Origin of the sequence: Kitasatospora acidiphila (assembly GCF_006636205.1) — a bacterium.
Lineage (GTDB): Bacteria > Actinomycetota > Actinomycetes > Streptomycetales > Streptomycetaceae > Kitasatospora > Kitasatospora acidiphila.
Map to the genome: position 1 here is coordinate 1,444,161 of NZ_VIGB01000003.1, position 26,198 is coordinate 1,470,358.

Here is a 26,198-nt window from a genome sequence, read left to right on the forward strand (position 1 = left end):
GTACCGGCGCGCCCTCGGGCCGGTACGGGACCAACAGCGGGGTGACGGAAGAGCGTCAGCCCTTCTCGGTGACCCCGGCGGAGTCGAAGGTGGCTACATCGTGCATCGCCCGGGCGGCACTCTGCACCAGCGGAAGGGCCAGCAGGGCGCCGGTCCCCTCGCCGAGCCGCAGATCGAGGTCGATCAGCGGGCGCAGGCCGAGCTTGGCGAGGGCCGCCTGATGGCCGGGCTCGGCGGAGCGGTGCCCGGCGATGCAGGCGGCCAGCACCTCGGGGGCGATCGCCTTGGCGACCAGGGCCGCCGAGCCGGCGATGACGCCGTCCAGGATCACCGGGGTGCGCAGCGAGGCGGCGCCGAGCAGGAAGCCGGCGATCGCCGCGTGCTCCAGACCGCCGACGGCGGCCAGGACGCCGATCGGGTCGGCCGGGTCGGGCTGGTGCAGCTCCAGGGCGCGGCGGATCACGTCGACCTTGCGGGCGTGGGTCTCGTCGTCGATGCCGGTGCCGCGGCCGGTGACGTCGACCGGGTCGGTGCCGGTGAAGACGGAGATCAGCGCGGCCGAGGCGGTGGTGTTGGCGATGCCCATGTCACCGGTGATCAGGATCTTGTTGCCGGCCGCGACCAGGTCGCGGGCCGTCTCGATGCCGACCTCCAGCGCCTTGAGCGCCTCGTCCCGGCTCATCGCCGGACCCTGGGTCATGTCGTCGGTGCCCGGCTTGACCTTGCGGGGCAGCAGGCCGGTGGTGCGGCCCTGCTGGATCGCCTCCGGCAGCTCGGCCTTGACACCCACGTCGACCACGCAGACCTCGGCGCCGACCTGGGCCGCGAAGGAGTTGACCACCGCTCCCCCGGCCAGGAAGTTGGCCACCATCTGACCGGTGACCTCCTGCGGCCAGGGGGTGACGCCCTGGGCGTGCACACCGTGGTCGCCGGCGAAGATCGCCACGCAGCCGGGCTCGGGGATCGGCGGCGGGCACTTGCGGGACAGGCCGGACAGCTGCGCGGAGATGATCTCCAGCATGCCGAGCGAACCGGCCGGCTTGGTCATCCGCTTCTGCCGGTCCCAGGCCTCGCCGAGCGCCTTGGCGTCCAGCGGGCGGATGGTGCGCAGCGCCTCGGAGAGCACGCTGTGCGGCTCCTCGCCGGGCAGCGCGCGGTTGCCGTACTGCTCCTCGTGCACCACCCAGGAGAGCGGGCGCTTCTTGGCCCAACCCTGCTGCTGCAGCTCGGGCTCGTCGGGGAACGCGTCGACGTAGCCGATGCAGAGGTAGGCGACGACGTCCAGGTGCTCGGGCAGGCCGAGCTCGCGGACCATCTCCTCCTCGTCGAAGAAGCTCACCCAGCCGACGCCGAGGCCCTCGGCGCGAGCCGCCAGCCACAGGTTCTCGACGGCGAGGGCGGCCGAGTAGGGGGCCATCTGGGGCTGGGTGTGCCGGCCCAGGGTGTGCCGGCCGCCGCGGGTGCGGTCGGCGGTGACCACGATGTTCACCGGCGTGTCGAGGATGGCCTCGATCTTGATTTCCTTGAACTGCTTGGCGCGCGCCTTGGGCAGCGAGTCGGCGAACGCCTCGCGCTGCTTCTCGGCCAGCGCGTGCATCTTGCGCCGGGTCTCCGAGGAGCGGATCACCACGAAGTCCCAGGGCTGGGAGTAGCCGACGCTGGGGGCGGTGTGGGCGGCCTCCAGGACGCGGAGCAGCACCTCGTGCGGGACCGGGTCGGGGCGGAAGCCGTTGCGGATGTCGCGGCGCTCGCGCATCACCTGGTGGACGGCCTCGCGCATGGCCTCGTCGTAGGCGGGGGCCGCGGGGGCGCGCGGGGTCTCGGGCTCGGCGGGCTGCTCGGGCTGCTCGGCCTGCTCGAGTTCGGGCTGCTCGGGCTCGGTCGGCTCCTGGGCCGCCTCCGCCACCGGGGCGGCGTCGGGTGCCGGGGCTTCGGGGGCGGCGGGCGCTATCGAGGCGGCGGGGTCGGGCTCGGTGGTGGGCTCCGCGGCAGCTGCGGCGGGCTCCGGCGCGGGGTCCCCGGCGGGGTCCGTGGCGGGCTCGGCTGCGGTGGCGGCCGGCAGCTCCTGCGGGGGCGCGGCGTCCGCCTGCGGCTCCTGGGGGCGGCGGGGGCGGCCGGGTCGGCGGCGGGCTGCTCGGCAGCGGGCTGCGGCTCGGCGGTCGCCTCGGGGGTGTCCGGGGTCTCGGCGGGCTGCGGCTCGACGGGCTGGGCGTCGGCGGCCTGGGCCTCGACCTCAGCCTCGGCCGGCTGCGGCTCGGCGGTAGCGGGCTGCGCGGCCTGGGCCTGCGGTTCGGCGGGCTGCTGGGCCTGCGCCTCCGCGGGCTGCGCCGCGACCGGCTGCTCCGCGACGGGCTGGTCGACGACGGCGAGGCCGAGCGGGGCCGGGTCGGCGAGGAACGCGGCGATCCGGCGCGGGGTGCCGGGCGCGGGCTGCGGCACGGCAGCCGGCTGGGCGGCGACCGGCTGGGCGGCGGCTTCCGGGGCAGTGGTCGGCGGCTCGGCGGCGGCCTCCTGGACGGGGGCCGGGGTGGCGGCAGCGGCCTCCGCGACGGGGGCTTCCTGCGCCTCGGCCGTCGGGGCGGCGGCAGCCACCGGCTGAGCCTCGGTCACCGGCTGCGCCTCGGCGGCCGGCCGGCCCTGGGCCTGAGCGGCGGGCTGCGCCTCGACCACCGGCTGGGCCTCGGCAGCGGCCTGGGCCTCGGCGGCCGGCTCGACGACCGCGGCCTCCGCAGCCTCCGCGGCCTCCGCGACGGGAGCGGCAACCGGCTGCGCGGCGTCGACCGGCACGGCGGTCTCGGCGGCGACCGGTTCGGCGACGGCCTCGGGCGCGCCCACCACGGCGACCGCCTCGGGCACGGCAACCGTCTCGGGGGCCGGAACGGCAGCAGCTGACGCACCATCAGCGGGCGCACCGGCAGCGCCGGCCACCGGCTCGCCCACGACCGGGGCGGCCGGCTGCTCGGCCGGCACCTGCTGCGCCGGCAGCACCAGCGTGGTGTCCACGCCGGCCGCCATGGGCGGCACCGCCTGCGCCACCGCCGGCACCTCGTGCACCGGCGCGCCGCCGGGCGTGGAGGGCCCGCGGTCGGCGAGCGAGCGGACCGGCACCTGACCGGTCATCACCGAGGGGTCCGGAATGGGCGGCCCGGCGTGCAGCGGACGCCGCTGCTGCATGGCGGCCGGCACCGGCTGCGGCGGCACCGGAGCGGGCGCCACGGCCGCGTCGGCAACGGGGGTGACCGGGGCCACCGGCGCGCCGCCCGGCGCCTCGGCGTACCCGGGCGGGGTCACCGGCGGCCAGGAGGGCTCCACCGGCATCCCGGCGGCCGCCTGCTGTACCGGCTCGCCCGGCAGCGGCGCGACCTGCTCGGCGCCCGGGTAGCCGGCCGGCGCGGCGAACCCGCCGGGCGCGGCCTGGGTGAGTGCCTCACCGAGCGGCATGACGGGCGCGGTCGCCGGGTCGGCCCAGGCGCTCTGCGGCCCCGGCATCAGCAGCACGTCCTCTTCGTCGTCCGGCTGGTCGATGAAGTGGTAGGTGGGTCCACCCACCGGTGCCGTCTGGCCGACGAGGTCGCCGCCCCACCCGCCACCTCCCTGCGCCGGATCGTTCCCGGTCTCGGGGAGCAGGTGCTCCGGCCGTCCCTCACTGGGGACGTGACCACCGTCGGTCATCTCAACACTCCTTCCGGGCCGCTTCCGCGACCTTGGCGACCCGGTCGCCGACCGAGGCACACCGCCCGCTCCGGGTCCAAGCCGGGTACCGGCCCACCCCACCGTTCAACCTGCCGACCGCCGGGTGCCGGCGGCCGTGGGCCGTCCGACCGGTCACGGTGGACGGCACCCACTGCCCGTGCGCCCATCGGGGACGCTCGCGCGACGAGCACCGTCACCTGAACTAACGACAGCCCGGGGCATCCGGCACGACCGGCCCGGGCCCCGGGCCATTCTTCCGGTCAGGCGTGCGTCAGTCGAATGCCCACGCACCGATCTCCGTGTGCGTTGCACCACGTCGGCGCGGCTCGCGCCCCCACTGGGAAGGGCAGCAGTCAGATCGTCAGACTACCGGCCGGCACGATCGATTTGGACCCACGCTGTCCGAATCATCCTCATTTGCCGACCCGTCACCAGCGACTTCACGGCACCTCCCCAGCATGCCCAGGTCAGGAGGCGGGCTCCGCCCAGAGCAGCATGGTGCTCTCGAACGGTCCGATGGCGACCTCGGGCTCCGGGTCCAGCGGGGCGGACTGCAGCACGGTGCCCTCGACCCGGTAGCCGGCCGCGGTCACCACCGCGCGGATCGCATGCGCCTCGGCGACCGTGCCGGCCAGCGCCACCAGCCGGGCCGGACGGCGGGTCAGCACCGCGGCCACCACCTCGGCCCCACCCCGCTCCACCACCACGGCGTCCGGCTCGGGCAGCCCGCCCAGCACCTCCGGCGCCCGCCCGGCGGCGGTCTCCAGTTCGACGCCGTAGCGGCGCGCGTTGACGGCGATCCGGGCGCAGGTCGCCGCGTCGTCCTCGATCGCGACCACCGCGGCGCCGAACCGGGCGGTCTCCACCGCCAGCGCGCCGCTGCCCGCGCCCACGCACCAGACCAGGTCGCCGGCGCCCGGGCCGAGCCTGGCCAGCACCACCGCCCGGGTCTGCGGCGAGAGGGTGAGCGGTGAGTCGCCGTCATAGGCGTCACCGGGCAGCGCCCAGCCGCGCTCGGTGCCCGGGTAGCCGACCGGACGGCCGGCCAGCCAGCCGGAGGTGGCGTCCCCGCCCTGGCCCTGCGGGGTGGAGCCGCCGATCACCAGCACCACATTGGGATCGCGCCAGTCGTGGTCCGGCACCCGGTCCGAGGTGAGCACGGTGACGTCCTCGTCCTCGGTGCCCAGCGCCTCGCAGACCACGAAGGTGCGGTGCACTCCGCGCAGCATCAGGGCCAGCTCGCTCGGCCCGGCGTCGGCGCTGGTCAGCACCGCGACCTTGGGATGGGCCCGGCAGATGTTCGCGGCCCGGCGCAGCCGCCCGCCGTGCGTGGAGACCACCTGGGCGTCCTCCCAGGGCATCCCCGCCCGGGCGAAGGCCATCGCGACTGAGGAGACCGCCGGCAGCACCTCCAGTTCGAGGCCGTGCTCGGGCCGGCGCAGCGCGCGCACCACGCCGAAGAACCCCGGATCCCCCTCCGCGACCACCACCGCGGCGCCGCGGTGCTCGGCGATCCGACGGGCCGCCACCTCCACGCTGCCCAGCGCGATCCGCTCGGCCGCGGCCGGTACCGGCAGTTCGTTCAGCTGGTACGGCGCTCCCGCCACCAAGGTGGCGGCGGCGAGCGCGGCGGCGGCCGCCTCGGTCAGCGGCGTTCCGTCCCACCCGATGACCGTGATCCGGTCAGCCATCGCGGCTGCTCTCCCTCGAAGATCCTGGGCGGGAGGCGCTGCGCCCCCGCTGCCTGGGCCGTCCGCCCAGCAGCAGAGGTTACCTGGTGGTTGCGTCAGTGCCGCAGCAACCAGGCATTCTTGATCGTCGGCGTTGCGGCGGGCGGTCTCGCGGCGGACGCGGCGGGCGGCCCCCGGCGGTCACCGCGGGCGGTTCCTCCGGGTCACCGCGGCGGCTCAGTCCTGCAAGGCGTAACGGTCCTGCAGGTGGTCGTCGACCGGTTCGAGGTCCTCGGGCAGCAGGCTCCACAGGATCAGGTCGCTGCGGCTCTCCTCCCCCGGCGAGCCCACCTCGCCGGTGCGCACTATCCAGGCGCTGCGCAGCACGCCCTCGCTGATGCAGCCGATCTTCTGGGCCACCTGCTGGGCGGCGGTGTTGCCGGCGGCGGTGCGCAGCTCCAGGCGCAGGAAGCCGCGGTCCTCGAAGAGCCACTGGGCCACGCCGAGCAGCGCCTCCACCGCGTAGCCCTCGCCTCGCGCCCAGGGCGCGGTGACGTAGACGGCCTCGGTGCTGAGCAGCCGCCAGTCGGTGTGCCGCAGCTCGACCACGCCGACCAGTCGGCGGGTCAGGTGGTCGGTGACCGCGAACGCGATGCCCCGGCCCTGGGCCCGGAGGGCGGGTGCCTGCCGGCGGATCCAGTCCAGCGCGTGCTGGCGGGTGTAGGGCTGGGGCACATCGGTCCAGCTCAGCACCAGGTCGTCGGCCATCATGGCGACCAGCTCGGGCGCGTCGCCCTCCGCCAAGGGGCGCAGCAGCAGCCGTTCGGTGCTGATCGCGGTCTCGGGGAAGCTCGCTGGCATACCGTCTCTCCTCGCCGGGTCGTGGACCCACGGTACGCCCCGTCCGGCCCAATCGGTGCCACGGGGCGACGGAGCGTCAGCCGGCCGAGCCCCCGTCAGCAAGCGGCTGACGGGGGCTCGGCCGGGGTGGGGCGATCAGAAGGCCGGGATCACCGAGCCCTGGAAGGTGCTCTCGATGTACTTCTTGACCTCGTCGGAGTGCAGCAGCTGGGCCAGCTTCTGCACCCGCGGGTCGTTCTCGTGGCCCTTCTTCACAGCAAGCACGTTGGCGTACGGGTTGTTGTCCGCCTTCTCCAGCAGGATCGCGTCGGTGGCGGGCTTGAGTCCCGCGCCGACGGCGTAGTTGCCGTTGATCACGGCGGCGTCCACGTCGCTCAGCGCGCGCGGCAGCTGGGCGGCGTCCAGCTCCTTGAACTTGAGGTGCTTCGGGTTGCCGGTGACGTCGTGGATGGTGGCGCCGGTGCCGACGCCGTCCTTGAGGGTGATCACCTGGTTGTCGGCGAGCAGCTTGAGCGCGCGGCCCTCGTTGGTGGCGTCGTTGGGCACCGCGACCTGGGCGCCGTCGGCCAGGTCGGCGACCTTCTTGACCTTCTTGGAGTAGACGCCCAGCGGCTCCAGGTGGACGGCCTCCACCGGGACGATGTCGGTGCCGTGGGTCTTGTTGAAGTCGGTCAGGTAGGGGACGTGCTGGAAGAAGTTGGCGTCGGCGGAGCCGTCCTGCACGGCGGGGTTCTGCAGCGTGTAGTCGCTCACCTCGCGGACCGTCAGCTTGAGGCCCGCCTTGGCCGCCAGGTTGTCCTTGATGTAGTCGAGGATCTGGGCGTGCGGGGTGGGGCTGGCGATGACGACCAGCGGCTTGTCCGCGCTGTTCGAGGAGGACGAGGAGCCGGAGCAGGCCGTCGCGGACAGGGCGAGGCCGGTGGTTGCGAGGGCTGCGGTGGTGAACTTCAGGACGGTACGCACGAAAAGTGCCTTTCTCCGTTTTCGATGGACCGCGCACCCGGGGTTCCGGGGGCGGAAGTCTCTGCGTGTGCCCGGGTGTTGGGCATCAGGCGCGGCTATTGCGGCAGTTGGCCGTCAGGCGCGGCTACTGCGGCAGTTGGCCGTCAGGCGCGGCTACTGCGGCAGTTGGCCGTCAGGCGCGGCGCAGGCGGGCGAGCAGCCCGGCGGCGGCGCCGCGGTGGCTCAGCCGGCGCACGAGCAGGTCGCCGATCAGCTGGATCAGGGTGACCAGCAGCACCAGCTCGATGACGATCACGACCATGAAGCCGGTCTCGAAGCGCATGTAGCCGTAGGTGATGGCCAGGTTGCCGAGCCCGCCGCCGCCGACCGTGCCGGCCATGGCGGAGTAGCCGATCAGCGCGATCACGGTGGTGGTCAGCGCTGAGACCAGGGCGGGCAGTGCCTCGGGCAGCAGCGCCTTGCGGACCACCGCCCAGGTGGAGCCGCCCATCGCCTGCACCGCCTCGACCAGTCCGCCGTCGACACCGCGCACCGCGGTCTCCACCAGGCGGGCGTAGAACGGGATGGCGCCGACGGCCAGCGGCACGGTGGCCGCCTGCCAGCCGATCGAGGTGCCGACCACCCAGCGGGTGAACGGGATCAGCGCGACCAGCAGGATCACGAACGGCAGCGAGCGGCCGACGTTCACGATCGCGCCGACCACCTTGTTGACCGGCCGGTTCTGCAGCAGCCCGCCCTTGTCGGTGAGCACCAGCAGGATGCCGAGCGGCAGGCCGACCAGCAGGGTCACCAGGGTGGCGATGCCGACCATCTGCAGGGTCTCGATGGTCGCGTCGTGCAGCAGCGGCTGCATGTCGTCCCAGGTCATGCCACAACTCCCGTGGTGCTGTCGGTGTTCGCGCCGGTCTCGGTGACGACGTCCACCTGGAGGCCCTGCTCGCGCAGGTAGCCGATCGGGACGACGTTGTCCTGGTGGCCGCCGGGCAGCTGGACCCGCATCCGGCCGACCTGGCGGCCGCCGATGGTCTCCACGGCGGCGCCCAGGATGTTGATGTCGACCTGGTAGGTGCGGGCCAGTTGGGAGATGAACGGCTGGGTGGAGGTGTCGCCCTGGAAGGTGATCTCCAGGACGGTGCCGTCCGGCCGGCCGGCGCCGGGATCGCCCAGGTCGCCGAGCGGGAACAGCTCGCGGGCCAGCTGGGAACTGTCGTCGGCGAGCAGGTCGGTGAGCGTGCCGGCCTCGACGATCCGCCCGTCGCGCATCAGCGCGGCCGAGTCGCAGACCGACTTGATGACGTCCATCTCATGGGTGATCAGCAGCACGGTCAGGCCGAGCTCCTGATTGAGCGTGCGCAGCAGCTCCAGGATCGAGCGGGTGGTCTCCGGGTCGAGCGCCGAGGTGGCCTCGTCGGAGAGCAGCACCTTGGGGTCGCCGGCCAGTGCGCGGGCGATGCCCACCCGCTGCTTCTGGCCGCCGGAGAGCTGGCCGGGGTAGGCGCGGGCCTTGCCACCGAGGCCGACCAGTTCGAGCAGTTCGGCGGCCTTGCGGCGGCGGCCGGTGCGGTCCAGGCCGGTGATCTCCAGCGGCAGTTCGACGTTCTCCTGGACGGTGCGCGAGGAGAGCAGGTTGAAGTGCTGGAAGACCATGCCGATCCGGCGGCGCGCCTCGCGCAGCTCCCGGCCGGCGCGATGCTCGCTGCCGCGCAGCGCGGTGAGCTCGACGCCGTCCACGGTGACGGTGCCGGAGGTGGGGCGCTCCAGCATGTTGACGCAGCGGATCAGGGTGCTCTTGCCGGCCCCGCTGGTGCCGACGACGCCGTACACCTCGCCTTCGCGCACATGCAGGTCGACGCCGCGCAGGGCGCTGACCTGGCGGCCGCGTGAGGTGTAGACCTTGGTGAGGTCCTTGGTGGTGATCACAGCTGCTTCCGTTGCTCGGGGACGGTGTCCGAAACCGGTTGTCCGGCTTCAAGGGTTTGAATACGAATGGTGCTGGTCGGATTTCCCGGGCACGGGTGTGAATGTGCCCGGGATTCGGCCTTGCGGAGGGGGGAGGCGGGCCGATGGCCGGCCTCGGCGGGGCACGGCGGCGGGTCCGGTGGTGCGACCGTGCAGGTCAACGGGACCGCGGTGGGAACCGCGCGGGGGCTTGGAGCGGCGGGCAGTGGCCCGCGGCGCGCTAACGCCCGATCAGTACTGACACATTCGACAACACATGCCACGCACACCTGCCGGCGTGGTGCCGGTGGCGGTGGTCTTCGTCGTCGCAGTCATGGAAGCTAGTAAAACAGATGAGCTGAGTTAATCCCAGCGAACAGGATGTGGCGTCCATATTGCGGACACGAGCCAGGCGCCACAAGGCTTTCGCGGGTGTGATGGAAACGACGAACGGCCCCACCCGAGGGTGGGGCCGTTCGCTGTGACTGGTTCAGACCGCGGTGGCCAGCGGCTCGTGCACCGGCTTCTCCAGGGTCACGTAGCTGAGCTCGCGGCTCACCTGGCGCACGCCGGTCTGCTCGTAGCCCTGGCCGGCGTACAGCCGCAGGTTGCCGAGGCTGCGGTGGCCGGTGAAGAGCTGGAACGCCCGGACCGGGCCGTCGGCGAGCATCCGCTCCTCCAGCGCGCGCAGCAGCCGGCCGCCGAGGCCGTGGCGCTGCATCCGCGGGTGCACCACCAGGCGGCTTATCCGCCCGACGCCGTCCTCGTCCACCCAGCCGCGCACCGTGCCGACCACCTCGTCGCCGAGGCGGGCGACCACCACATGGCGGTCGGCCAGCTCCGCGCGCAGGCTCTCCAGGGTCTGGGTGAGCGGCTCGATCGACCAGTCGCCGTAGAGCTCGGCCTCGCTCTGGTAGCCGAGGTACTGGAGTTTGAGGATCTGTTCGGTGTCCTGCTCGGTCGCGACCGAGATGTTCACGCTCATGCCCATGTGCGGGGGCCTCCCATCGTCAATGCCCGGCGCGCGCAGTGAGGGTTCACGCCGGGCGGTGTGCCGGAGGTCTGCCCGGCCGGGGATCGGCCCAGACCGGGAGTAGCGCAAGACCGTAGCAGCCGCCGAGGGCTGCCACGTTCGCCAGCGCTCTACCCAGCCTTCAGCTCCCCTCAACCGGCGCGCACCCCGCAGGTGGCGGAAATCACGCAGAAGGCTGCCCCAGCACAGGTCGGCACAGCATGCGGCGGGCGGCGACTCGCGCCGCGCTGCCCGGCCTCAGGCGGCGGGCGCGGCCCAGTCGCGCTGCACCGCCAGGTCGGCCTTCACCTCGGCCAGCTGCACGGCCACCGCGCTGGGCGCCGTGCCGCCGCGGCCGTCGCGCGCCGCGATCGCCCCGTGCACGCTCAGCACCTCGCGGACCTCGGGCGTCAGATGCGGCGAGATCCCGGCGAACTGCTCGTCGGTGAGGTCCCACAGCTCGATGCCCTGGCTCTCGCAGAGCTTGACGCAGGCACCGGCCACCTCGTGCGCCACCCGGAACGGCACCCCGCGCTTGACCAGCCACTCGGCGATGTCGGTGGCCAGCGAGAAGCCGGCCGGGGCCAGCTCCTCCAGCCGCTCCCGATGCACCGTCAGGGTGGCCATCATGCCGGTGAAGGCGGGCAGCAGCACCTCCAGGGTGTCGCAGGAGTCGAAGACCGGCTCCTTGTCCTCCTGCAGGTCCCGGTTGTAGGCCAGCGGCAGGGCCTTGAGAGTGGCCAGCAGACCGGTCAGATTGCCGATCAGGCGGCCGGACTTGCCGCGGGCGAGCTCGGCGATGTCCGGGTTCTTCTTCTGCGGCATGATCGAGGAGCCGGTGGAGAAGGCGTCGTGCAGCGTGATGAAGCCGAACTCCTTGGTGTTCCAGATGATCACCTCCTCCGCGATCCGGGAGAGGTTGACGCCGATCATCGCGGTGACGAAGGCGAACTCGGCGACGAAGTCGCGGGCGGCCGTGCCGTCGATGGAGTTGCCCACCGAGCCGTGCTCGAAGCCCAGGTCGGCGGCGACGGCCTGCGGGTCGAGGCCGAGCGAGGAGCCGGCCAGCGCCCCGGAGCCGTACGGCGAGACGGCCGTGCGGCTGTCCCACTGGCGCAGCCGTTCGGCGTCCCGGCCGAGGGCCTGGACGTGCGCGAGGACGTGGTGCGCGAAGAGCACCGGCTGGGCGTGCTGCAGGTGGGTGCGGCCGGGCATCGCGGTGTCCGGGTGGGCCTCGGCCAGACCGACCAGGGCCTCCTGGAGGTCCAGGATCAGGGCGCCGATGATCCGGGCGTGGTCGCGCAGGTACATCCGGAACAGGGTGGCGATCTGGTCGTTGCGGGACCGGCCGGCCCGCAGCTTGCCGCCCAGCTCGGGGCCGAGCCGCTCCAGCAGCCCGCGCTCCAGCGCGGTGTGCACGTCCTCGTCGGCGATGGTGCCGGTGAACGCACCGGACTCGACGTCGGCCAGCAGCTGGTCCAACCCCGCGTGCATGGCGGCGAGTTCATCGTCCGTCAGCAGCCCGGCCCGGTTCAGCACCCGGGCGTGCGCCTTGGAGCCGGCGATGTCGTACGGCGCCAGCCGCCAGTCGAAGTGGACGGAGGCGGACAGCTTGGCCAGCGCCTCGGAGGGGCCGTCGGCGAAGCGGGCGCCCCACAGGCGCACGTCGGCGGACTCGTGTTGCGACATCGCGGTGACTCCTAGCCTGGTTGAGGGTGAGCCCCGGCCGTGGGGGGAACGGCCGGGGCTCGGGAGGGGACGGGCACGGACGGCGTGGCTCAGCCGAGGTCGCGGCGGGCGGCGATCTTCGAGGACATCCCGAAGATCTCGATGAAGCCCTTGGACATCGACTGGTCGAAGGTGTCGCCGGTGTCGTAGGTGGCCAGGTTGAAGTCGTACAGCGACTGGTCGGACTTGCGGCCGTTCACCACCGCGCGGCCGCCGTGCAGCACCATCCGGATGTCGCCCCAGACGTGCTGGTTGGCCTCGTTGACGAAGCCGTCCAGCGCGCGCTTGAGCGGCGAGAACCACAGGCCGTCGTAGACCAGTTCGGCCCAGCGCTGCTCGACCTGCCGCTTGTAGCGGGCGAGTTCGCGCTCGACGGTGACGTTCTCCAGCGCCTGGTGGGCGGTGATCAGGGCGATCGCGCCCGGAGCCTCGTAGATCTCACGGGACTTGATGCCCACCAGCCGGTCCTCGACCATGTCGAGGCGGCCGATGCCCTGGGCGCCGGCCCGCTTGTTGAGCTCCTCGATGGCCTGGAGGACCGTCACCTTCCGGCCGTCGATGGCCACCGGGACACCGGCCTGGAAGGTGATGACGACCTCGTCGGCCTCGCGCGGGGTGGCCGGGTTCTGGGTGTACTCGTAGACGTCCTCGATCGGGGCGTTCCAGATGTCCTCCAGGAAGCCGGTCTCGACGGCGCGCCCGAAGACGTTCTGGTCGATCGAATACGGCGACTTCTTGGTGGTGGCGATCGGCAGGCCCTTGGCCTCGGCGAAGGCGATCGCCTTGTCGCGGGTCATCGCGTAGTCGCGGACCGGCGCGATGCACTTCAGCTCGGGGGCGAGCGACTGGATGCCGACCTCGAACCGGACCTGGTCGTTGCCCTTGCCGGTGCAGCCGTGCGCGACGGTGCTGGCGCCGTGCTTCTTGGCGGCGGCGACCAGGTGCTTGACGATCACCGGCCGGGAGAGCGCCGAGACCAGCGGGTACTCGCCCTGGTAGAGCGCATTGGCCTTGACGGCCGGCAGGCAGTACTCGTCGGCGAACTCCTCGCGGGCATCCGCGACCTCGGCCTCGACCGCACCGCAGTCCAGCGCGCGCTGGCGGATCACGTTCAGGTCCTCGCCGCCCTGGCCGACGTCGACGGCGACGGCGATGACCTCGGCGCCGGTCTCCTCGGCGATCCAGCCGATGCAGACGGACGTGTCCAGACCGCCCGAGTAGGCGAGTACGACGCGCTCGGTCACGGCTTTCTCCTTCTTCACGGTACGAGTTGTTCACGCGTACGAGCGGGGCGAGCGAGAGAGGGTCTCATGCGCTGGTAGGCATAATTATGCACACCAACGCATGAAACTCCAAGCCCGCCCCGGGATGATCCGGGACGGGCCTGGGAGGACTCGTGGCTACCAGGCCACCGGCAGCTCGTGCAGCCCGTAGATCAGCGCGCTGGTGCGGAACCGGACGTCCTCGAACGGGATCGCCAGGCGCAGCTCGGGCAGCCGCCGCAGCAGGGTCGCCAGGGCGATCTGCAGCTCCACCCGGGCCAGCGGCTGACCGAGGCACTGGTGGACACCGAAGCCGAAGGCCAGGTGCCGGCGGGCGTCCCGGCCGATGTCCAGCCGGTCGCCGTCCCCGAACAGCTCCTCGTCGCGGTTGGCCGCGCCGAGCATCACCAACACGCCCTCGCCGGCCCGGATCTGGAGGCCGTCGTCGAACTCCACGTCCTCCAGGGCGGTTCGGGGCAGACCGTTGTGCACGATCGTCAGATAGCGCAGCAACTCCTCGACCGCGCCCCGGGTCAGCTCCGGCTCGGCGCGCAACCGGGCCAGCTGGTCCGGGTTCTGCAGCAGGGCGAGGACCGAGAGGGAGGTCATGTTGGCCGTGGTCTCGTGGCCGGCCAGCAGGAGCAGCACCGAGTTGGACGCGACCTCCTCGGGCGTGAGGTCGTCCCGGGTCGCCAGCCGCGCCACGATGCCGTCCGGCTCGCCCTTCTTGGAGGCGGCCAACTGGGCCATGTAGTCGGTCAGCGCGTCCAGGGCCTCGGCGACCGCCCCGGGCCCGGCGGTGGAGTCCAGCAGGCGGCGGCTCAGCTCCTGGAAGTACTCGTGGTCGTCGTAGGGGACGCCGAGCAGTTCGCAGATGACCAGCGACGGCACCGGGAAGGCGAAGTCGGCGACCAGGTCGGCGGGTTGGCCCTTGGCTATCATCGCGTCGAGCGCCTCGTCGACGATCCGCTGGATCCGCGGGCGCAGCTGCTCGATCCGCTTCACCAGGAAGTCGCCGGTCATCATCCGGCGCAGCCGCTGGTGCTCCGGGTCGTCCAGGCGCAGGAAGCTGGGCTGCTCGCCGACCAGTTCGCGCCGGCCCGGGGAGAGGAACGGGAAGCCGGGCTGGCGCACGTCGGCGCTGAACCGGCGGTCGGACAGCACGGTGCGGACGTGGTGGTAGTCGGTGAGCACCCAGCAGGGCATGCCGTCCCAGAGGGTGACGCGGCCGGCCGGCTGACGGTAGGCGGGCGGCGGGTCGAAGGGGCAGCCCTCGGCGCGGGGCTCCGGGAATCCGAGCGCCGCCAGCTCGGAGGGCTCGTGGACGCTGGTCACCGGTCCGCCTCCGTGAGCGTGATGGCGCCGCCCGGGCAGAGGGCGGCGGCGGTGCGGAGCCGGGAGTGGAGGGAGGGGTCGGGGTCGGCCTGGAGCAGCAGGACGACCCCGTCCTCGTCGCTCTGGTCGAAGACCGTGGGGGCGGTCAGCACACACTGCCCGGAGCTGCAGCAGCGATCCTGATCAACAGTCACGTGCATGGCGGGACCTCGTTGGACGTGAAGGGGATCGGCCGCCCGAGGCCTGTTGCCTCGGGCAACCAACGTTCCGTAAGGCCAACCTAACGCCGTGCTGCTGTACGTACGAAGGACCAGCGGACGATCGTATGAGAATGGCCGATTCACGACGCTGGGCAGGCGCTCAGTCACCACCCGGAACGGCCGCGGGGTGCCCGGAACGGCCGTCCAGCACCCGCAGCGGCCGTCCTCAGCGCTCCGAGCGGGACTGGGCCAGCTGCAGCAGGTGGTCGGCGAGGGCCTGGCCGCCCGCCGGGTCGCGGCTGATCAGCAGCACCGTGTCGTCACCGGCGATGGTGCCGATGATCTCGTGCACCCCGGCCGTGTCGATCGCCGAGGCCAGGAACTGCGCGGCACCAGGTGGCGTGCGCAGCACCACCAGGTTTCCGGACGCCGTCGCCGAGACCATCAGCTCGCCGGCCAGCCGTGCCATCCGGCCCTCGCTGGCCGACTCCCCCATCGGCGCCCGCGGTGTGGGATCCCCGCCCTCCGCCGGCACGGCGTAGATCAGCGCGCCGTCCCGGTTGCGGATCTTCACCGCACCCAGCTCGTCCAAGTCCCGGGAGAGCGTGGCTTGGGTGACCACCAGCCCGTCGTCGGCCAGCAGCTTGGCCAACTGGCTCTGCGAACGGACGGGTTGACGGGTCAGCAGATCCACGATCCGCCGGTGGCGCGCGGTCCGGGTCTGCGGTACCTGCGGCGTCGGGCCGGCGGGGGTCTGGTCGGATGGGGGAACGCTCATGATGATGATTCTTCCGGACTACTCCGCAGCCTGCGCGGCCGGGTCGTCCTGCCGGGCGTCCGGCCCCGCACCCTGCCCCACCTGCTGCTCGCCCGCCTGCTGTTCGCCCGCCTGCTGTTCGCCCGCCTGCTGTTCGCCCGTCTGCTGCTCGCCCGTCTGCTGCTCGCCCGCGTGCAGCTCGCCCGCCTGCTGCTCGGCTGCCTGGTGTTCGGCTGCCGACTCGGCGCGGACCTCGGCGAGGATGCCGGGCAGCGCCGCCAGGAAGCGATCCGCCTGCTGCTCGGTCAGCACCAGCGGCGGGACCAGCCGCACCGCGTCCGGCACCGCCGCGTTCACCAGGAACCCGGCCCGCTGCGCCGCCGCCTGCACCTGCCCCGCCACCGGCCGGGTCAGCACGATGCCCAGCAGCAGCCCCGCGCCCCGCACCTGCGAGACCAGTGGGTCGCCGATCGCCTCGATCCCGGCGCGCAGCCGGTCGCCGACCTTCTGCACCTGGGTGAGCAGGCCGTCGGACTCGATGGTCCGCAGCACCGCCAGCGCCGCTGCCGCGACCACCGGGTTGCCGCCGAAGGTGGTCCCGTGCTGGCCCGGCTGGAGCAGGTCGGCCGCGGCGCCGTACGCGATCACGGCGCCGATCGGCAGGCCGCCGCCGAGCCCCTTGGCCAGCGTCACCACATCGGGCTCGATGCCTGGCTCGGCCTGGTGTGCGAACCAGTGGCCGGTCCGCCCGATGCCGGTCTGCACCTCGTCCAGGATCAGCAGCACGCCTGCCGCCCTGGTGATCTCGCGGGCGGCCTTCAGGTAGCCGGGCGGCAGCGGGATCGCCCCGTTCTCGCCCTGGATCGGCTCCAGCACCACGGCGGCGGTCGCGGTGGACACCGCAGCCCGCAGCGCCTCGACGTCGCCGAACGGCACATGCGTGACGTCGCCCGGCAGCGGCCGGAACGGCTCCTGCTTGCCGGGCTGGCCGGTGAGGGCCAGTGCGCCCATGGTCCGGCCGTGGAAGCCGCCCTCCAGCGCGACCAACTGGGTCCGGCCGGTCAGCCGGCTGATCTTGAACGCGGCCTCGTTGGCCTCCGCGCCGGAGTTGCAGAAGAACACCCGCCCGGGCCGGGGGTCCAGGGTGAGCAGGCGCTCGGCCAGCTCGATGGTGGGCTCCGCCATGAACAGGTTGGAGACGTGGCCGAGCTGCCCGAGCTGCGCGGTGACCGCCTCGATGATCGCCGGGTGCGCGGTGCCCAGGGCGTTCACCGCGATGCCGCCGACCAGGTCCAGGTACTCGTTGCCGTCGGCGTCCCAGAGCAGCGCGCCCGCGCCCTTGACCAGCGGCAGCCGGGGGGTGCCGTAGTTGTTGGTGAAGGCCCGCTGGTAACGGGCCGTCAGGTCGCTGTTGTTGCTGCTCATGCCAGGCCCCCCAGGACAGCGGCGTCGTCGTCCGGCACCACCATGGTGCCGATCCCCTCGTCGGTGAAGATCTCCAGCAGCAGGCTGTGCGGCACCCGGCCGTCCAGCACGCGCGCGGTGCCCACGCCGGAGCGGACCGCGCGCAGGCAGCCCTCCATCTTGGGCAGCATCCCGCTGGCCAAGTCCGGCAGTATGGCCTCCAGTTCGCTGGCGCCCAGCTGGCTGATCACGTCGTCGGAGTCGGGCCAGTCGGCGTAGAGGCCCTCGACGTCGGTCAGCACCACCAGCATCTCGGCGCCCAGCGCACTGGCCAGCGCGGACGCGGCGGTGTCGGCGTTGATGTTGTAGACGTGGCCGTCGGCGCCGCGCGCGATGCTGGAGATCACCGGGATCCGGCCGTCGGCGATCAGCGCCTTCACCGCACCGGCCTCGATGTTGACGATCTCGCCGACCAGCCCGATGTCCACCTGCTCGCCGTCGACCACCGCGTACCGCTTGACCGCGGTCATGGTGTGCGCGTCCTCGCCGGTCATGCCGACCGCGAACGGCCCGTGCTCGTTGAGCAGTCCGACCAGCTCGCGCTGCACCTGGCCGGCCAGCACCATCCGGACCACGTCCATGGTCTCCGGGGTGGTGACGCGCAGCCCGTTGGTGAACGAGGACTCCAGGCCGAGCTTCTCCAACTGGGCGCTGATCTGCGGGCCGCCGCCGTGCACCACGACCGGGTGCAGGCCGGCGTAGCGCAGGAACACCACGTCCTGGGCGAAGGCCGCCTTGAGGGCCTCGTCGACCATGGCGTTGCCGCCGAACTTGATCACCACGGTCTTGCCGTGGAACCTTTCCAGCCAGGGCAGCGCCTCGATCAGCGTCATCGCCTTGGGCAACGCGGTGTTGTTGCGGGCCTGTTCGCCCTTGGGTGCGATATGCACGGTGGGTTCCCCCGGGGTCAGGTGGAGTAGGCGCTGTTCTCGTGCACGTAGTCGGCGGTCAGATCGTTGGTCCACACGGTGGCCGCCGCCTGGCCGGCGTTCAGCCGGGCGGTGATGACGACCTGACGGTCCGTCATGTCGACCAGCGAGCGGTCCTCGCCGACCGCGCCGCCGCGGCAGACCCAGACACCGTTGATCGCGACGTCCAGCCGGTCGGGGTCGAAGGCGGCACCGGTGGTGCCGATCGCGGCCAACACCCGGCCCCAGTTGGGGTCTTCGCCGTGGATGGCGCACTTGAGCAGGTTGTTGCGGGCGATGGTGCGGCCCACCTCGACCGCCTCGTCCTCGGTTGCGGCGTCGGTGACGTCGATCCGGATGTCCTTGCTCGCGCCCTCGGCGTCGCCGATCAACTGGCGGGCCAGATCGGCGCAGACCTGCTGCACCGCGTCGGCGAACTCGGCCGGCGCCGGGGTGATGCCGGAGGCGCCGGAGGCCAGCAGCAGCACCGTGTCATTGGTGGACATGCAGCCGTCGGAGTCGACCCGGTCGAAGGTGGTGCGGGTGGCGGCGCGCAGCGCCCGGTCCAACTCGGCGCTGTCCACGGCCGCGTCGGTGGTCAGCACGACCAGCATGGTGGCCAGCCCCGGGGCCAGCATCCCGGCGCCCTTGGCCATGCCGCCGACCGTCCAGCCGCCGACGCCGACCTGGGCGGTCTTGTGCACCGTGTCGGTGGTCTTGATGGCGATCGCGGCCGCCTCGCCGCCGGTCTCGCCGAGCTGCTTGACGGCAAGATCGACGCCGGGCAGCAGGATGTCCATCGGGAGGCGCTCGCCGATCAGGCCAGTCGAGCAGACGGCCACCTCGCCCGCGCTGACGCCGAGTTCGGCACCGACCCGCTCGGCGGTGGCGTGGGTGTCCTGGAAGCCGCCCGGCCCGGTGCAGGCGTTGGCACCACCGGAGTTGAGGATCACCGCCGCCAACTGGCCGCCCTTGATCACCTGCTGGGACCAGAGCACCGGCGCCGCCTTGACCCGGTTGGAGGTGAAGACGCCGGCCGCCGCCAGCGACGGCCCGTCGTTGACCACCAGGGCCAGGTCCGGGGTGCCGGAGGCCTTGATGCCGGCCGTCACACCGGCCGCGCGGAAGCCCTTGGCTGCCGTGACGCCGAGGTTGCTGCTGCTCATGGTGCGACTCCGTTCACGGGAAGGCCCAGCTCCTCAGGCAGGCCGAGGGCGATGTTCATGCTCTGCACCGCGCCGCCGGCGGTGCCCTTGACCAGGTTGTCGATCGCGCTGATCGCGATGATCCGGCCGGCGTGCTCGTCCAGGATCACCTGGACCAGTGCACTGTTGGATCCGAAGACCGACTTGGTCTGCGGCCACTGGAGTTCGGGCAGCAGGTGGACGAACCGCTCGTCGGCGTAGGCGGATTCGTAGGCGGCCCGCAGGTCGCCCGCCGTCACGCCCGGCCTGGCCTTGGCGCTGCAAGTGGCCAGGATGCCGCGGGACATGGGCGCCAGGGTCGGGGTGAAGGAGATGTTCACCGGCTCCCCGGCGACCGGGCTGAGGTTCTGCGACATCTCCGGGGTGTGCCGGTGCACGCCGCCGACGCCGTACGGGCTGACCGAGCCCATCACCTCGCTGCCGAGCAGGTGGGTCTTGATCGCCTTGCCGGCGCCCGACGTGCCGCTGGCCGCCACGATCACCGCCTCCGGCTCGGCGAGCCGCGCCGCGTAGGCCGGGAAGAGCGCGAGCGTGACCGCGGTCGGGTAGCAGCCCGGCACGGCGATCCGCTTGGTGCCCTTGAGCGCGGCCCGGTGGCCCGGCAGCTCCGGCAGGCCGTACGGCCAAGTCCCGGCGTGCGCGGAGCCGTAGAACCGCTCCCAGTCGGCCGCGTCCTTGAGGCGGAAGTCCGCGCCGCAGTCGACGATCAGCACGTCCTCGCCGAGCGCCTCGGCCACGGCCGCCGACTTCCCGTGCGGCAGCCCGAGGAAGACGACATCGTGCCCGGCCAGCACCTCGGGCGTGGTCGGCTCCAGCACCCGGTCCGCCAGCGGCAGCAGATGCGGCTGCACCTCCCCCACCCGCTTGCCCGCGTTGGAGTCGCCGGTCAGCGCCCCGATCTCGATCTCCGGGTGCCCCAGCAGCAGACGCAGCACCTCACCGCCCGCATACCCGCTCGCCCCGGCTACGGCGACCCGCAAGGCCATGACTGCCATCCTCCCTGGACCACGACGACGTGGCATGAATATACGCACTGCGGAACATTCATGCAAGCCTATGCATAATTGATCGCGGTCACGTTATGTGACCGAGCGGTTCACGTGGCGGATGAGTGCTTGAGTTGGCGGGTGAGCTTTCCGGTTGGCGCTGCGGGGGCGGGCACTGGTCTCTGTCGCCCGGCGGGGAGCTCGCCGATGACCGCCGCTCCCGGGGGTCAGCCATGTCCGGCCTCGCCGCGGTCGTCGAGGCCCGCATCGCCCGCCTCGCCGAGCCAGTCCCCTTCCCCGGCCAACGCCCACCCTGAGCAGAGCCGCCTGTGCAGAACGGCTCGGCGCGTTCCGCACAGGGCGCGGAGGCGGCGCCCAGGGCGTGCGGCAAATAGCTCGCAACAAAAGTGATTCTGTCGGACTACCGGTTTGTGTACGTGCTTCCGAGCGCTCTTACCCAGGCAGGCGCTTCGCACTGATCCTGTTGCTGGCCAGGTCGCCGCTGAACGGTGGCCCCCGGCCTCCCACGCCAGCTTGTTCCCATGAGAGGAAACTTGTGGCCATCGGAATTCGGCTGCCGCGCGGCTTCGCCGTCCTGGGCGCCGCCCTGCTCGCCGCCGCCGCCGTTCCGCTGACGGCGTCCAGCGCCGCGGCGGCGTCCCCCATCTGCCTGAGCGGCAATCTCCAGTACGACTACCAGTCGGCCGAAGCCGGCCCGGGCAAGCCCACGATGACCAAGCCGGTCCGCAACGCGAACGTCCAGCTGTGGGGCAAGGAGAAGTCCACCGACACCCCGCACCAGCTCACCGCCGACTACCAGTACACCGGCGTCAACGACGGCAGCTTCAACCTCTGCTACACGCCCACCTCCACCACGTCGATGAGCAGCATCTGGGTGCGGTCGCGAACCGAGAGCACCAAGCTGTGGAAGGTCAGCGACACCACCGGTACCCCCTACACCCTGGACTCGCCGACCTTGACCAACGTCGCCGCCAGCACCTCCGTCGGCACCCTCAAGCCGTCCGCCGACACCGCGCGGGCCTGGCACGCCTTCGATACCGTCAACCTCCTGTGGTGGTACCGCAACAACCCCACCAGCGACTGCTGGTCCACCCACGAGCCGAACAGCAACGCCTGCACCGAGCTCAACGTCCAGTGGACCGCCAACTCGACCGACGGTCCGTACTACGACCTGGCGGGCACCGTCCACCTGTCCGCCGCCGACCCCGACTCCGAGCACACCGTGCTCCACGAGTCCGGCCACTTCTTCATGGACCGCCTGTACAACGGACGGTTCCCGGCCGTCGCCAACTGCAGCCCGCACTACATCAACCTGGCCAGCTCCGGTACCTGCGCCTGGGCGGAAGGCTTCGCCGACTCCGCCGCCGCCTACCTCCTCGGGGACTACCGCTACGTGTGGTCCAACGGCAGCAGCTACAGCTTCACCTACACCACCGGCTGGAACACCGGGGACCAGGTCCAGGGCAACGTGGACGGCTCACTGCTCGACCTGTGGAACAACGTCGACGGCGGCTGGAACAGCACCATCGGCGTGATGGCCACGCAGACGCCCTCCACCTTCGCCGAGTACTTCAAGACCGGCCGGCCCGCTGCCAACCCGCCGCTCGCCACCGCCGGAACCGCGCTCACCTACCTGGCCGCCCACGCCATCAACTACGGCCCCACGATCGTGAACGACGGCCGAACCCATGCCCTCTCCAACGGCGGCGGCCTGGCCCTGGAACGTGCCGACCAGTGCGGCGCCTCCGGCAGCTCCCCCGCCATCCTCAACACCTACGACTCCACGCGTGACAAGCAGCAGTGGACGCTGAAAACGTATCCGGACGGCACCACGAAGCTCATCGACGGCTGCCCGGACCACCTCGTGCTGACCGCGCCCAGCACCGCCGGCGCCCAGGCCACCCTGCGGGCCGTCAACTCCTCCAACCCCTACCAGGACTGGCAGGTCACCCAGAACGGCAGTGGCACCCTGACGATCACCAACCCGGCGACCGGATACTCCCTCGACAGCGCCGCCGTCACCACCGGCGCCGCCGTCACCACCAACCCGGCCGGCAACGCCAACACCCAGAACTGGGCCGCCCTTACCTGACAGCCAGCCGCGCGCCGACGCTCCCGCAGCCCCCGGCCGCGGGAGCGCCTCCCACCCGCCAGCACACGAAGCCGCCGTGGCAACGAACCCGAGCATGATGACCCCCCAGCGTCCCGACCACGACCTCAGCATGGACGCGGACAGCCTCCTCAGGCCGTCGACGGCCACGTCCTCGTCGACCCAAGGTGCTCCCGCCGGCCAGACCCGCGCCCAGCCGAGGCTAGCCTCGAACCACACGTCCGAGACGGACCGGACCATGCAGGCCTGCTCCAGCGTGTTGATCCGGCGCTGCTCAACTCGCCAATTGAAGCGCTAAGTCACACCTTAGTGACAGATGGTTTCGATCAGTTAGCCGGTGGCCTGGGCTCGGGGCGCGAGGGTGCGTCAGCGCACGGCGGTGCAGGTCAGCGCTTTGGCGGTGAAGGTCAGCGCCTGGCGGTGCAGGTCAGCGCTTGACGGCGCGCAGGACCGCGAACTTGGGGTTGCCCGCCACGGTGTGGCAGTTGCCGAAGAGGCGGCGGAGCTTGACGTGGTAGCCGAGGTGGCGGTTGCCGACCACCCAGAGCTCGCCGCCGGGACGCAGCGCGCGGCGGGCGCCGGTGAACATGCGCCAGGCGGTGGCGTCGGTGGTGGCCTGGTGGGAGTGGAACGGCGGGTTGTTCAGCACCAGGTCGACCGAGCCGGGCGGGACGGCCGCCAGGGCGTCGCCGGCGAGGAACTCGGCACGGGCGTCCGGGCCGGCGTTCTCCCGGAAGGTGGCCTCGGCGGACGCGACGGCCTGGTAGGACTCGTCGATGAAGGTGACTTCGGCGGCCGGATTGGCCAGGGCAGCGGCCGTGCCGACCACCCCGTTGCCGCAGCCGAGGTCGACCACGTGCACCGGCCCCTGGCGTTCCGGCAGGTGCTGCAGGAAGAACCTGGTGCCGATGTCGAGCCGGTCGGCGCAGAAGACGCCGGCGTGGTTGGTGACGGTCCGGCCGGAGAGCACGCCGATGCCGTCGGGGAGCTGGTAGCGCAGCGGCCAGGGGTTGTCGGGTGCCGACAGCCGCTGGGGGGTGCTGAAGATCAGCCGCGCCTTCTTCGCCGCCAGCGAGGTGCGGGTCGGCCCGATGATCTGCTCGAACAGCTGGAGCGTCGACGTGTGGATCTCGGTGACCATGCCCGTACCGATCACCACGCTCCCGGCGTGCAGCGCGGGTGCCAGCCGGTGCAGCTGGTCCTCCAGGAAGGCCAGGCTCTTGGGCACCCGGACCAGCAGCACGTCGATCCGCTCCGGCGGTGCTTCGACGCTGGTCAGCAGGCGCACCGCGTCGGCGGCCGCGCCGTTGCGGGCCAGGTTGGCGCGGGTCGCCTCACGTCCGAGGTAGGAGTCGCTGATCTGCGTCGCCTCGGAGGCGCCGGCCAGCGCCGTCGCCAGGGCGCCCCAGCGGTCGCCGAGCACCACCACAGTGCCGTCCAGTGGCACCGGCGGGGTGTCGGTGTCGCCGTGCAGGTGGCGCAGCAGGTACTCGTCGGCGGCGTCCCAGGCGCGCAGCTGCTCGCGCGGGTTCTCGGGGAAGCGGGTGAGCTGGTAGTCGCCCCATGACGTGGTGAAGCAGTTCATCGTGCGCCCAGGCTATCCGCTCCCGGCACGGCGCCGCGCCGGTGCCGTCGACGCCGGCCGGGCGGGCCGTGGTTGCCCGGTTTTGTCGGGGTTTCCTGCGAGGATCGTGCCGAGGCCGGACGGCCGTCACCGGGAGCAGGTCGAGCTGAGCGAGCGGAGCACGGCATGGGACACGGCATGGGATTCGACAAGGAGCGGTTGACCGGGCTGCACGACACCCTGGCCGGCCATGTGGAGCGCGGCGGGGTGCCCGGCCTGGTCGCCCTGGTCGCACACGGTGACCAGGTGCATGTGGAGGCGCTCGGCAAGCGTTCGCTGCGCGGCGGGCCGGTCGGGCGCGACACGATCTTCCGGGTCGCCTCGATGACCAAGCCGATCACCGCCGCCGCCACCCTGATCCTGCTCGAGGAGTGCCGGCTGCGGCTGGACGATCCGGTGGACGAGCTGCTGCCCGAGCTGGCCCACCGCCGGGTGCTGCGCCGCCCGGACGGCCCACTGGACGACACGGTCCCGGCCGAGCGGCCGATCACGGTGCGCGACCTGCTGACCTTCCGGATGGGCATCGGGATCCTGCCGACCCCGCCCGACAGCTCCCCGATCCAGCAGGCGATGGAGGTCCTCGAACTCGGGCAGGGTGTGCCCCGGCCCGCTTCGTTCCCCGAGCCGGATGACTGGCTGGCCCGGCTCGGCACACTGCCGCTGATCCACCAGCCGGGCGAGCGCTGGCTCTACAACACCGGCAGCGATGTGCTCGGGGTGCTGATCGCCCGGGCCGGCGGCCTGCCGTTCGAACGGTTCCTCCAGGAGCGGCTGTTCGACCCGCTGGGCATGACGGACACCGGGTTCTCCGTCCCCGCCGACCAGCTCGACCGGTTCACCACCGCCTACTGGCAGGACCCGGAGAACGACAGCGAGCTGAGCGTGTTCGACGAGGCGGACGGCGGCGAGTGGTCGACTCCCCCGAAGTTCCAGAGCGGTGCCGCCGGCCTGGTCTCCACGGCGGACGACTTCCTCGCGTTCAGCCGCATGCTGCTGGCCGGCGGCCGTTACGGCGGCCGCCGGATCCTCTCCAGGGCAGCGGTCGAGCTGATGATGAGCGACCAGACGAGCGATGATCTGATGAGCCGCCAGGCTGGCGGTCCTGAACTGCTTCCCGAGTTCTTCGCGACGCGCGGCTGGGGACTGGGCGGGGCCGTGGTGACCAGGGCGACCGAACTCGGGCACCCGGTCGGCCAGTTCGGCTGGGACGGCGGTCTGGGCACCTCCTGGGCGGTGGATCCGGTGCGGGGTGTCGCAGGTGTGCTGCTCACCCAGCGGCTCTGGAGCTCGCCCGTGGCGCCGCCGGTCTGCCGGGACTTCTGGGTGAGCGCCTACCAGGCGCTGGAGGACCAGGGGTTGGATGACTAGGGTCGGCCCCGGCTCACGCCAGCAGCAGGTTGACGTCACCGAACTCGTGCCAGAGGTAGCGGTGGTCGAGGGCCTCGCGGTAGCAGAGTTCGAGCAGGGGCCGGCCGGCGATCGCCTGGAGCATCAACAGGTGTGAGGCGCGCGGCTCGTGCCAGCCGGTCAGCAGTCCGTCGACGGCCCGTACGCCTCGCGCGGGGGTGATCACCAGGTCCGTCCAGCCGTCGGCGGCTCGCACCCGGCCGTCCGCACCGACGGCCGACTCCAGCGCGCGCACCGCCGTGGTGCCGACCGCGATCACCCGCCCGCCCTCGCTCCGGACGTGCTCGACCAGCCGGGCCGTGGCCGCCGGCACCCGGAAGCGCTCCGGGTACGGCGCCTCGTGCACCTCCGGGGAGGCGACGCCGGTGTGCAGGGTGATCGGTGCCAGCAGGATGCCGCGCGCCACCAGGGCGCTGACCAGCTCGGGCGTGAACGGCCGGGCCGCGCTGGGCATTTCGCTACTGCCGGGCTCGGCGGCGAAGGCGGTCTGGTAGGCGGTCAGCGGCCAGTCCCGGTCCACGTAGCTGTAGCGGATCGGCTTGCCGTAGCGGGTGAGGTAGCCGTTCACCGGGCCGGGCAGGATCAGCCGCGCTACCAGAGCCGCGCGGTGAACGGCACGGTCAACTCGGCCTCGCCGCCCGCCGGCAGGGTCAGTCGCAGGCCGGGGCGGGCGGGGTTCTGCTCGGGTGGCAGGTAGGCGGGGGCGCCTGATGCGGTCGGCCGGCGCAGCTCCACCAGGTGGGCGCCGCGCGGATCGGGGTCGGCGGAGGAGAGGTGCAGGGCGACGGGCCGACCGTCGGGCAGCCGGGCCGGCAGGGCGGCGGGCACGGTGGCCGAGTTGTTGACCACCAGCAGGTCGCCCGGGCGCAGCGCTTGGGGCAGCTCGGTGAAGACCCGGTGCTCCACGGTCGGTTGGCCTTCGTTCGAGCCGCCGCGCCCGACCAGGAGCCGCACGCCGTCCCGCGCCAACCCGCGGGCCTCGGCCGGGGCGTGGGCGGAGAGTTCGGGGGGCACGGTGAAGTCGAACCCGGTCTCCAGCGACGGTGACGCCATC

At 72.4% G+C, this 26,198-nt stretch carries 18 protein-coding genes and 2 pseudogenes; 2 read left to right on the forward strand and 18 right to left on the reverse strand.

The annotated features are described in order from the left end of the window. Nucleotides 1-55: 55 nt before the first annotated feature. The 16 genes and pseudogenes from cobT to argC all read right to left on the reverse strand — a co-directional run bounded on the left by cobT (nt 56) and on the right by argC (nt 19,982). Nucleotides 56-3,318: pseudogene (gene cobT / locus E6W39_RS07375) on the reverse strand (nicotinate-nucleotide--dimethylbenzimidazole phosphoribosyltransferase). 842 nt (nt 3,319-4,160) lie between these two features. Continuing rightward, on the reverse strand, nt 4,161-5,384 hold the full coding sequence (cbiE, locus tag E6W39_RS07380) for a precorrin-6y C5,15-methyltransferase (decarboxylating) subunit CbiE (RefSeq protein ID WP_141632833.1): 1,224 nt from the start codon (nt 5,382-5,384) through the stop codon (nt 4,161-4,163). A gap of 216 nt (nt 5,385-5,600) precedes the next feature. Beyond that, nucleotides 5,601-6,224 carry a GNAT family N-acetyltransferase gene (locus tag E6W39_RS07385; protein WP_141632834.1) on the reverse strand — a complete coding sequence of 208 codons (624 nt, stop codon included), beginning with the start codon at nt 6,222-6,224 and terminating at the stop codon, nt 5,601-5,603. Between the two features lie 135 nt (nt 6,225-6,359). Then, nucleotides 6,360-7,187 carry a MetQ/NlpA family ABC transporter substrate-binding protein gene (locus E6W39_RS07390; RefSeq protein ID WP_141632835.1) on the reverse strand — a complete coding sequence of 276 codons (828 nt, stop codon included), beginning with the start codon at nt 7,185-7,187 and terminating at the stop codon, nt 6,360-6,362. 172 nt (nt 7,188-7,359) lie between these two features. Continuing rightward, complete coding sequence (locus E6W39_RS07395) at nt 7,360-8,055, reverse strand: methionine ABC transporter permease (RefSeq protein ID WP_141632836.1); 696 nt, start codon at nt 8,053-8,055, stop codon at nt 7,360-7,362. Then, entirely contained in the window at nt 8,052-9,107 is a 1,056-nt protein-coding gene (locus E6W39_RS07400) for a methionine ABC transporter ATP-binding protein (RefSeq protein ID WP_141632837.1), read from the reverse strand. Before E6W39_RS07400 ends, E6W39_RS07395 begins: the two co-directional genes overlap by 4 nt. Nucleotides 9,108-9,615: 508 nt before the next feature. Beyond that, nucleotides 9,616-10,116, reverse strand: coding sequence for a GNAT family N-acetyltransferase (locus tag E6W39_RS07405; protein ID WP_141632838.1), 501 nt, complete (start codon nt 10,114-10,116; stop codon nt 9,616-9,618). Nucleotides 10,117-10,395: 279 nt separating this feature from the next. Further along, complete coding sequence (argH, locus tag E6W39_RS07410; RefSeq protein WP_141632839.1) at nt 10,396-11,826, reverse strand: argininosuccinate lyase; 1,431 nt, start codon at nt 11,824-11,826, stop codon at nt 10,396-10,398. Nucleotides 11,827-11,915: 89 nt separating this feature from the next. Next, a complete protein-coding gene (locus E6W39_RS07415; protein ID WP_141632840.1) occupies nt 11,916-13,109 on the reverse strand; it encodes an argininosuccinate synthase in 1,194 nt (397 codons plus the stop codon). Between the two features lie 156 nt (nt 13,110-13,265). Then, complete coding sequence (locus E6W39_RS07420) at nt 13,266-14,462, reverse strand: cytochrome P450 (RefSeq protein WP_228718009.1); 1,197 nt, start codon at nt 14,460-14,462, stop codon at nt 13,266-13,268. Then, complete coding sequence (locus E6W39_RS07425; protein WP_141632841.1) at nt 14,459-14,662, reverse strand: ferredoxin; 204 nt, start codon at nt 14,660-14,662, stop codon at nt 14,459-14,461. The genes E6W39_RS07420 and E6W39_RS07425 overlap by 4 nt, the downstream gene beginning before the upstream one ends. Before the next feature lie 226 nt (nt 14,663-14,888). Continuing rightward, nucleotides 14,889-15,440, reverse strand: coding sequence for an arginine repressor (locus tag E6W39_RS07430; RefSeq protein WP_141632842.1), 552 nt, complete (start codon nt 15,438-15,440; stop codon nt 14,889-14,891). Between the two features lie 18 nt (nt 15,441-15,458). Continuing rightward, nucleotides 15,459-16,844: an acetylornithine transaminase gene (locus tag E6W39_RS07435; RefSeq protein WP_141632843.1), complete on the reverse strand. Its 1,386-nt coding sequence runs from the start codon at nt 16,842-16,844 to the stop codon at nt 15,459-15,461. Continuing rightward, complete coding sequence (argB, locus tag E6W39_RS07440) at nt 16,841-17,716, reverse strand: acetylglutamate kinase (protein ID WP_141637592.1); 876 nt, start codon at nt 17,714-17,716, stop codon at nt 16,841-16,843. The genes E6W39_RS07435 and argB overlap by 4 nt, the downstream gene beginning before the upstream one ends. A 74-nt stretch (nt 17,717-17,790) precedes the next feature. Further along, a complete protein-coding gene (argJ, locus tag E6W39_RS07445) occupies nt 17,791-18,957 on the reverse strand; it encodes a bifunctional glutamate N-acetyltransferase/amino-acid acetyltransferase ArgJ (RefSeq protein WP_141632844.1) in 1,167 nt (388 codons plus the stop codon). Beyond that, a complete protein-coding gene (argC, locus tag E6W39_RS07450; protein WP_141632845.1) occupies nt 18,954-19,982 on the reverse strand; it encodes an N-acetyl-gamma-glutamyl-phosphate reductase in 1,029 nt (342 codons plus the stop codon). Before argC ends, argJ begins: the two co-directional genes overlap by 4 nt. Before the next feature lie 556 nt (nt 19,983-20,538). Between argC and E6W39_RS07455 the strand changes: the two genes are divergently transcribed. Next, entirely contained in the window at nt 20,539-22,095 is a 1,557-nt protein-coding gene (locus tag E6W39_RS07455; protein ID WP_141632846.1) for an RICIN domain-containing protein, read from the forward strand. Nucleotides 22,096-22,540: 445 nt separating this feature from the next. Here the strand turns inward: E6W39_RS07455 and E6W39_RS07460 are convergent, their stop codons facing one another. Next, the gene (locus tag E6W39_RS07460; protein WP_141632847.1) at nt 22,541-23,698 is read right to left on the reverse strand and encodes a methyltransferase; all 1,158 of its coding nucleotides are present in this window, start codon (nt 23,696-23,698) and stop codon (nt 22,541-22,543) included. A gap of 165 nt (nt 23,699-23,863) precedes the next feature. On the opposite strand from E6W39_RS07460, the gene E6W39_RS07465 reads away from it, so the two are divergent. Beyond that, nucleotides 23,864-25,105, forward strand: coding sequence for a serine hydrolase domain-containing protein (locus E6W39_RS07465; RefSeq protein WP_141632848.1), 1,242 nt, complete (start codon nt 23,864-23,866; stop codon nt 25,103-25,105). Between the two features lie 13 nt (nt 25,106-25,118). Here E6W39_RS07465 and E6W39_RS07470 read toward each other — a convergent pair. Next, nucleotides 25,119-26,197, reverse strand: a pseudogene (locus E6W39_RS07470) (S-adenosylmethionine:tRNA ribosyltransferase-isomerase). Nucleotide 26,198: the final 1 nt, after the last annotated feature.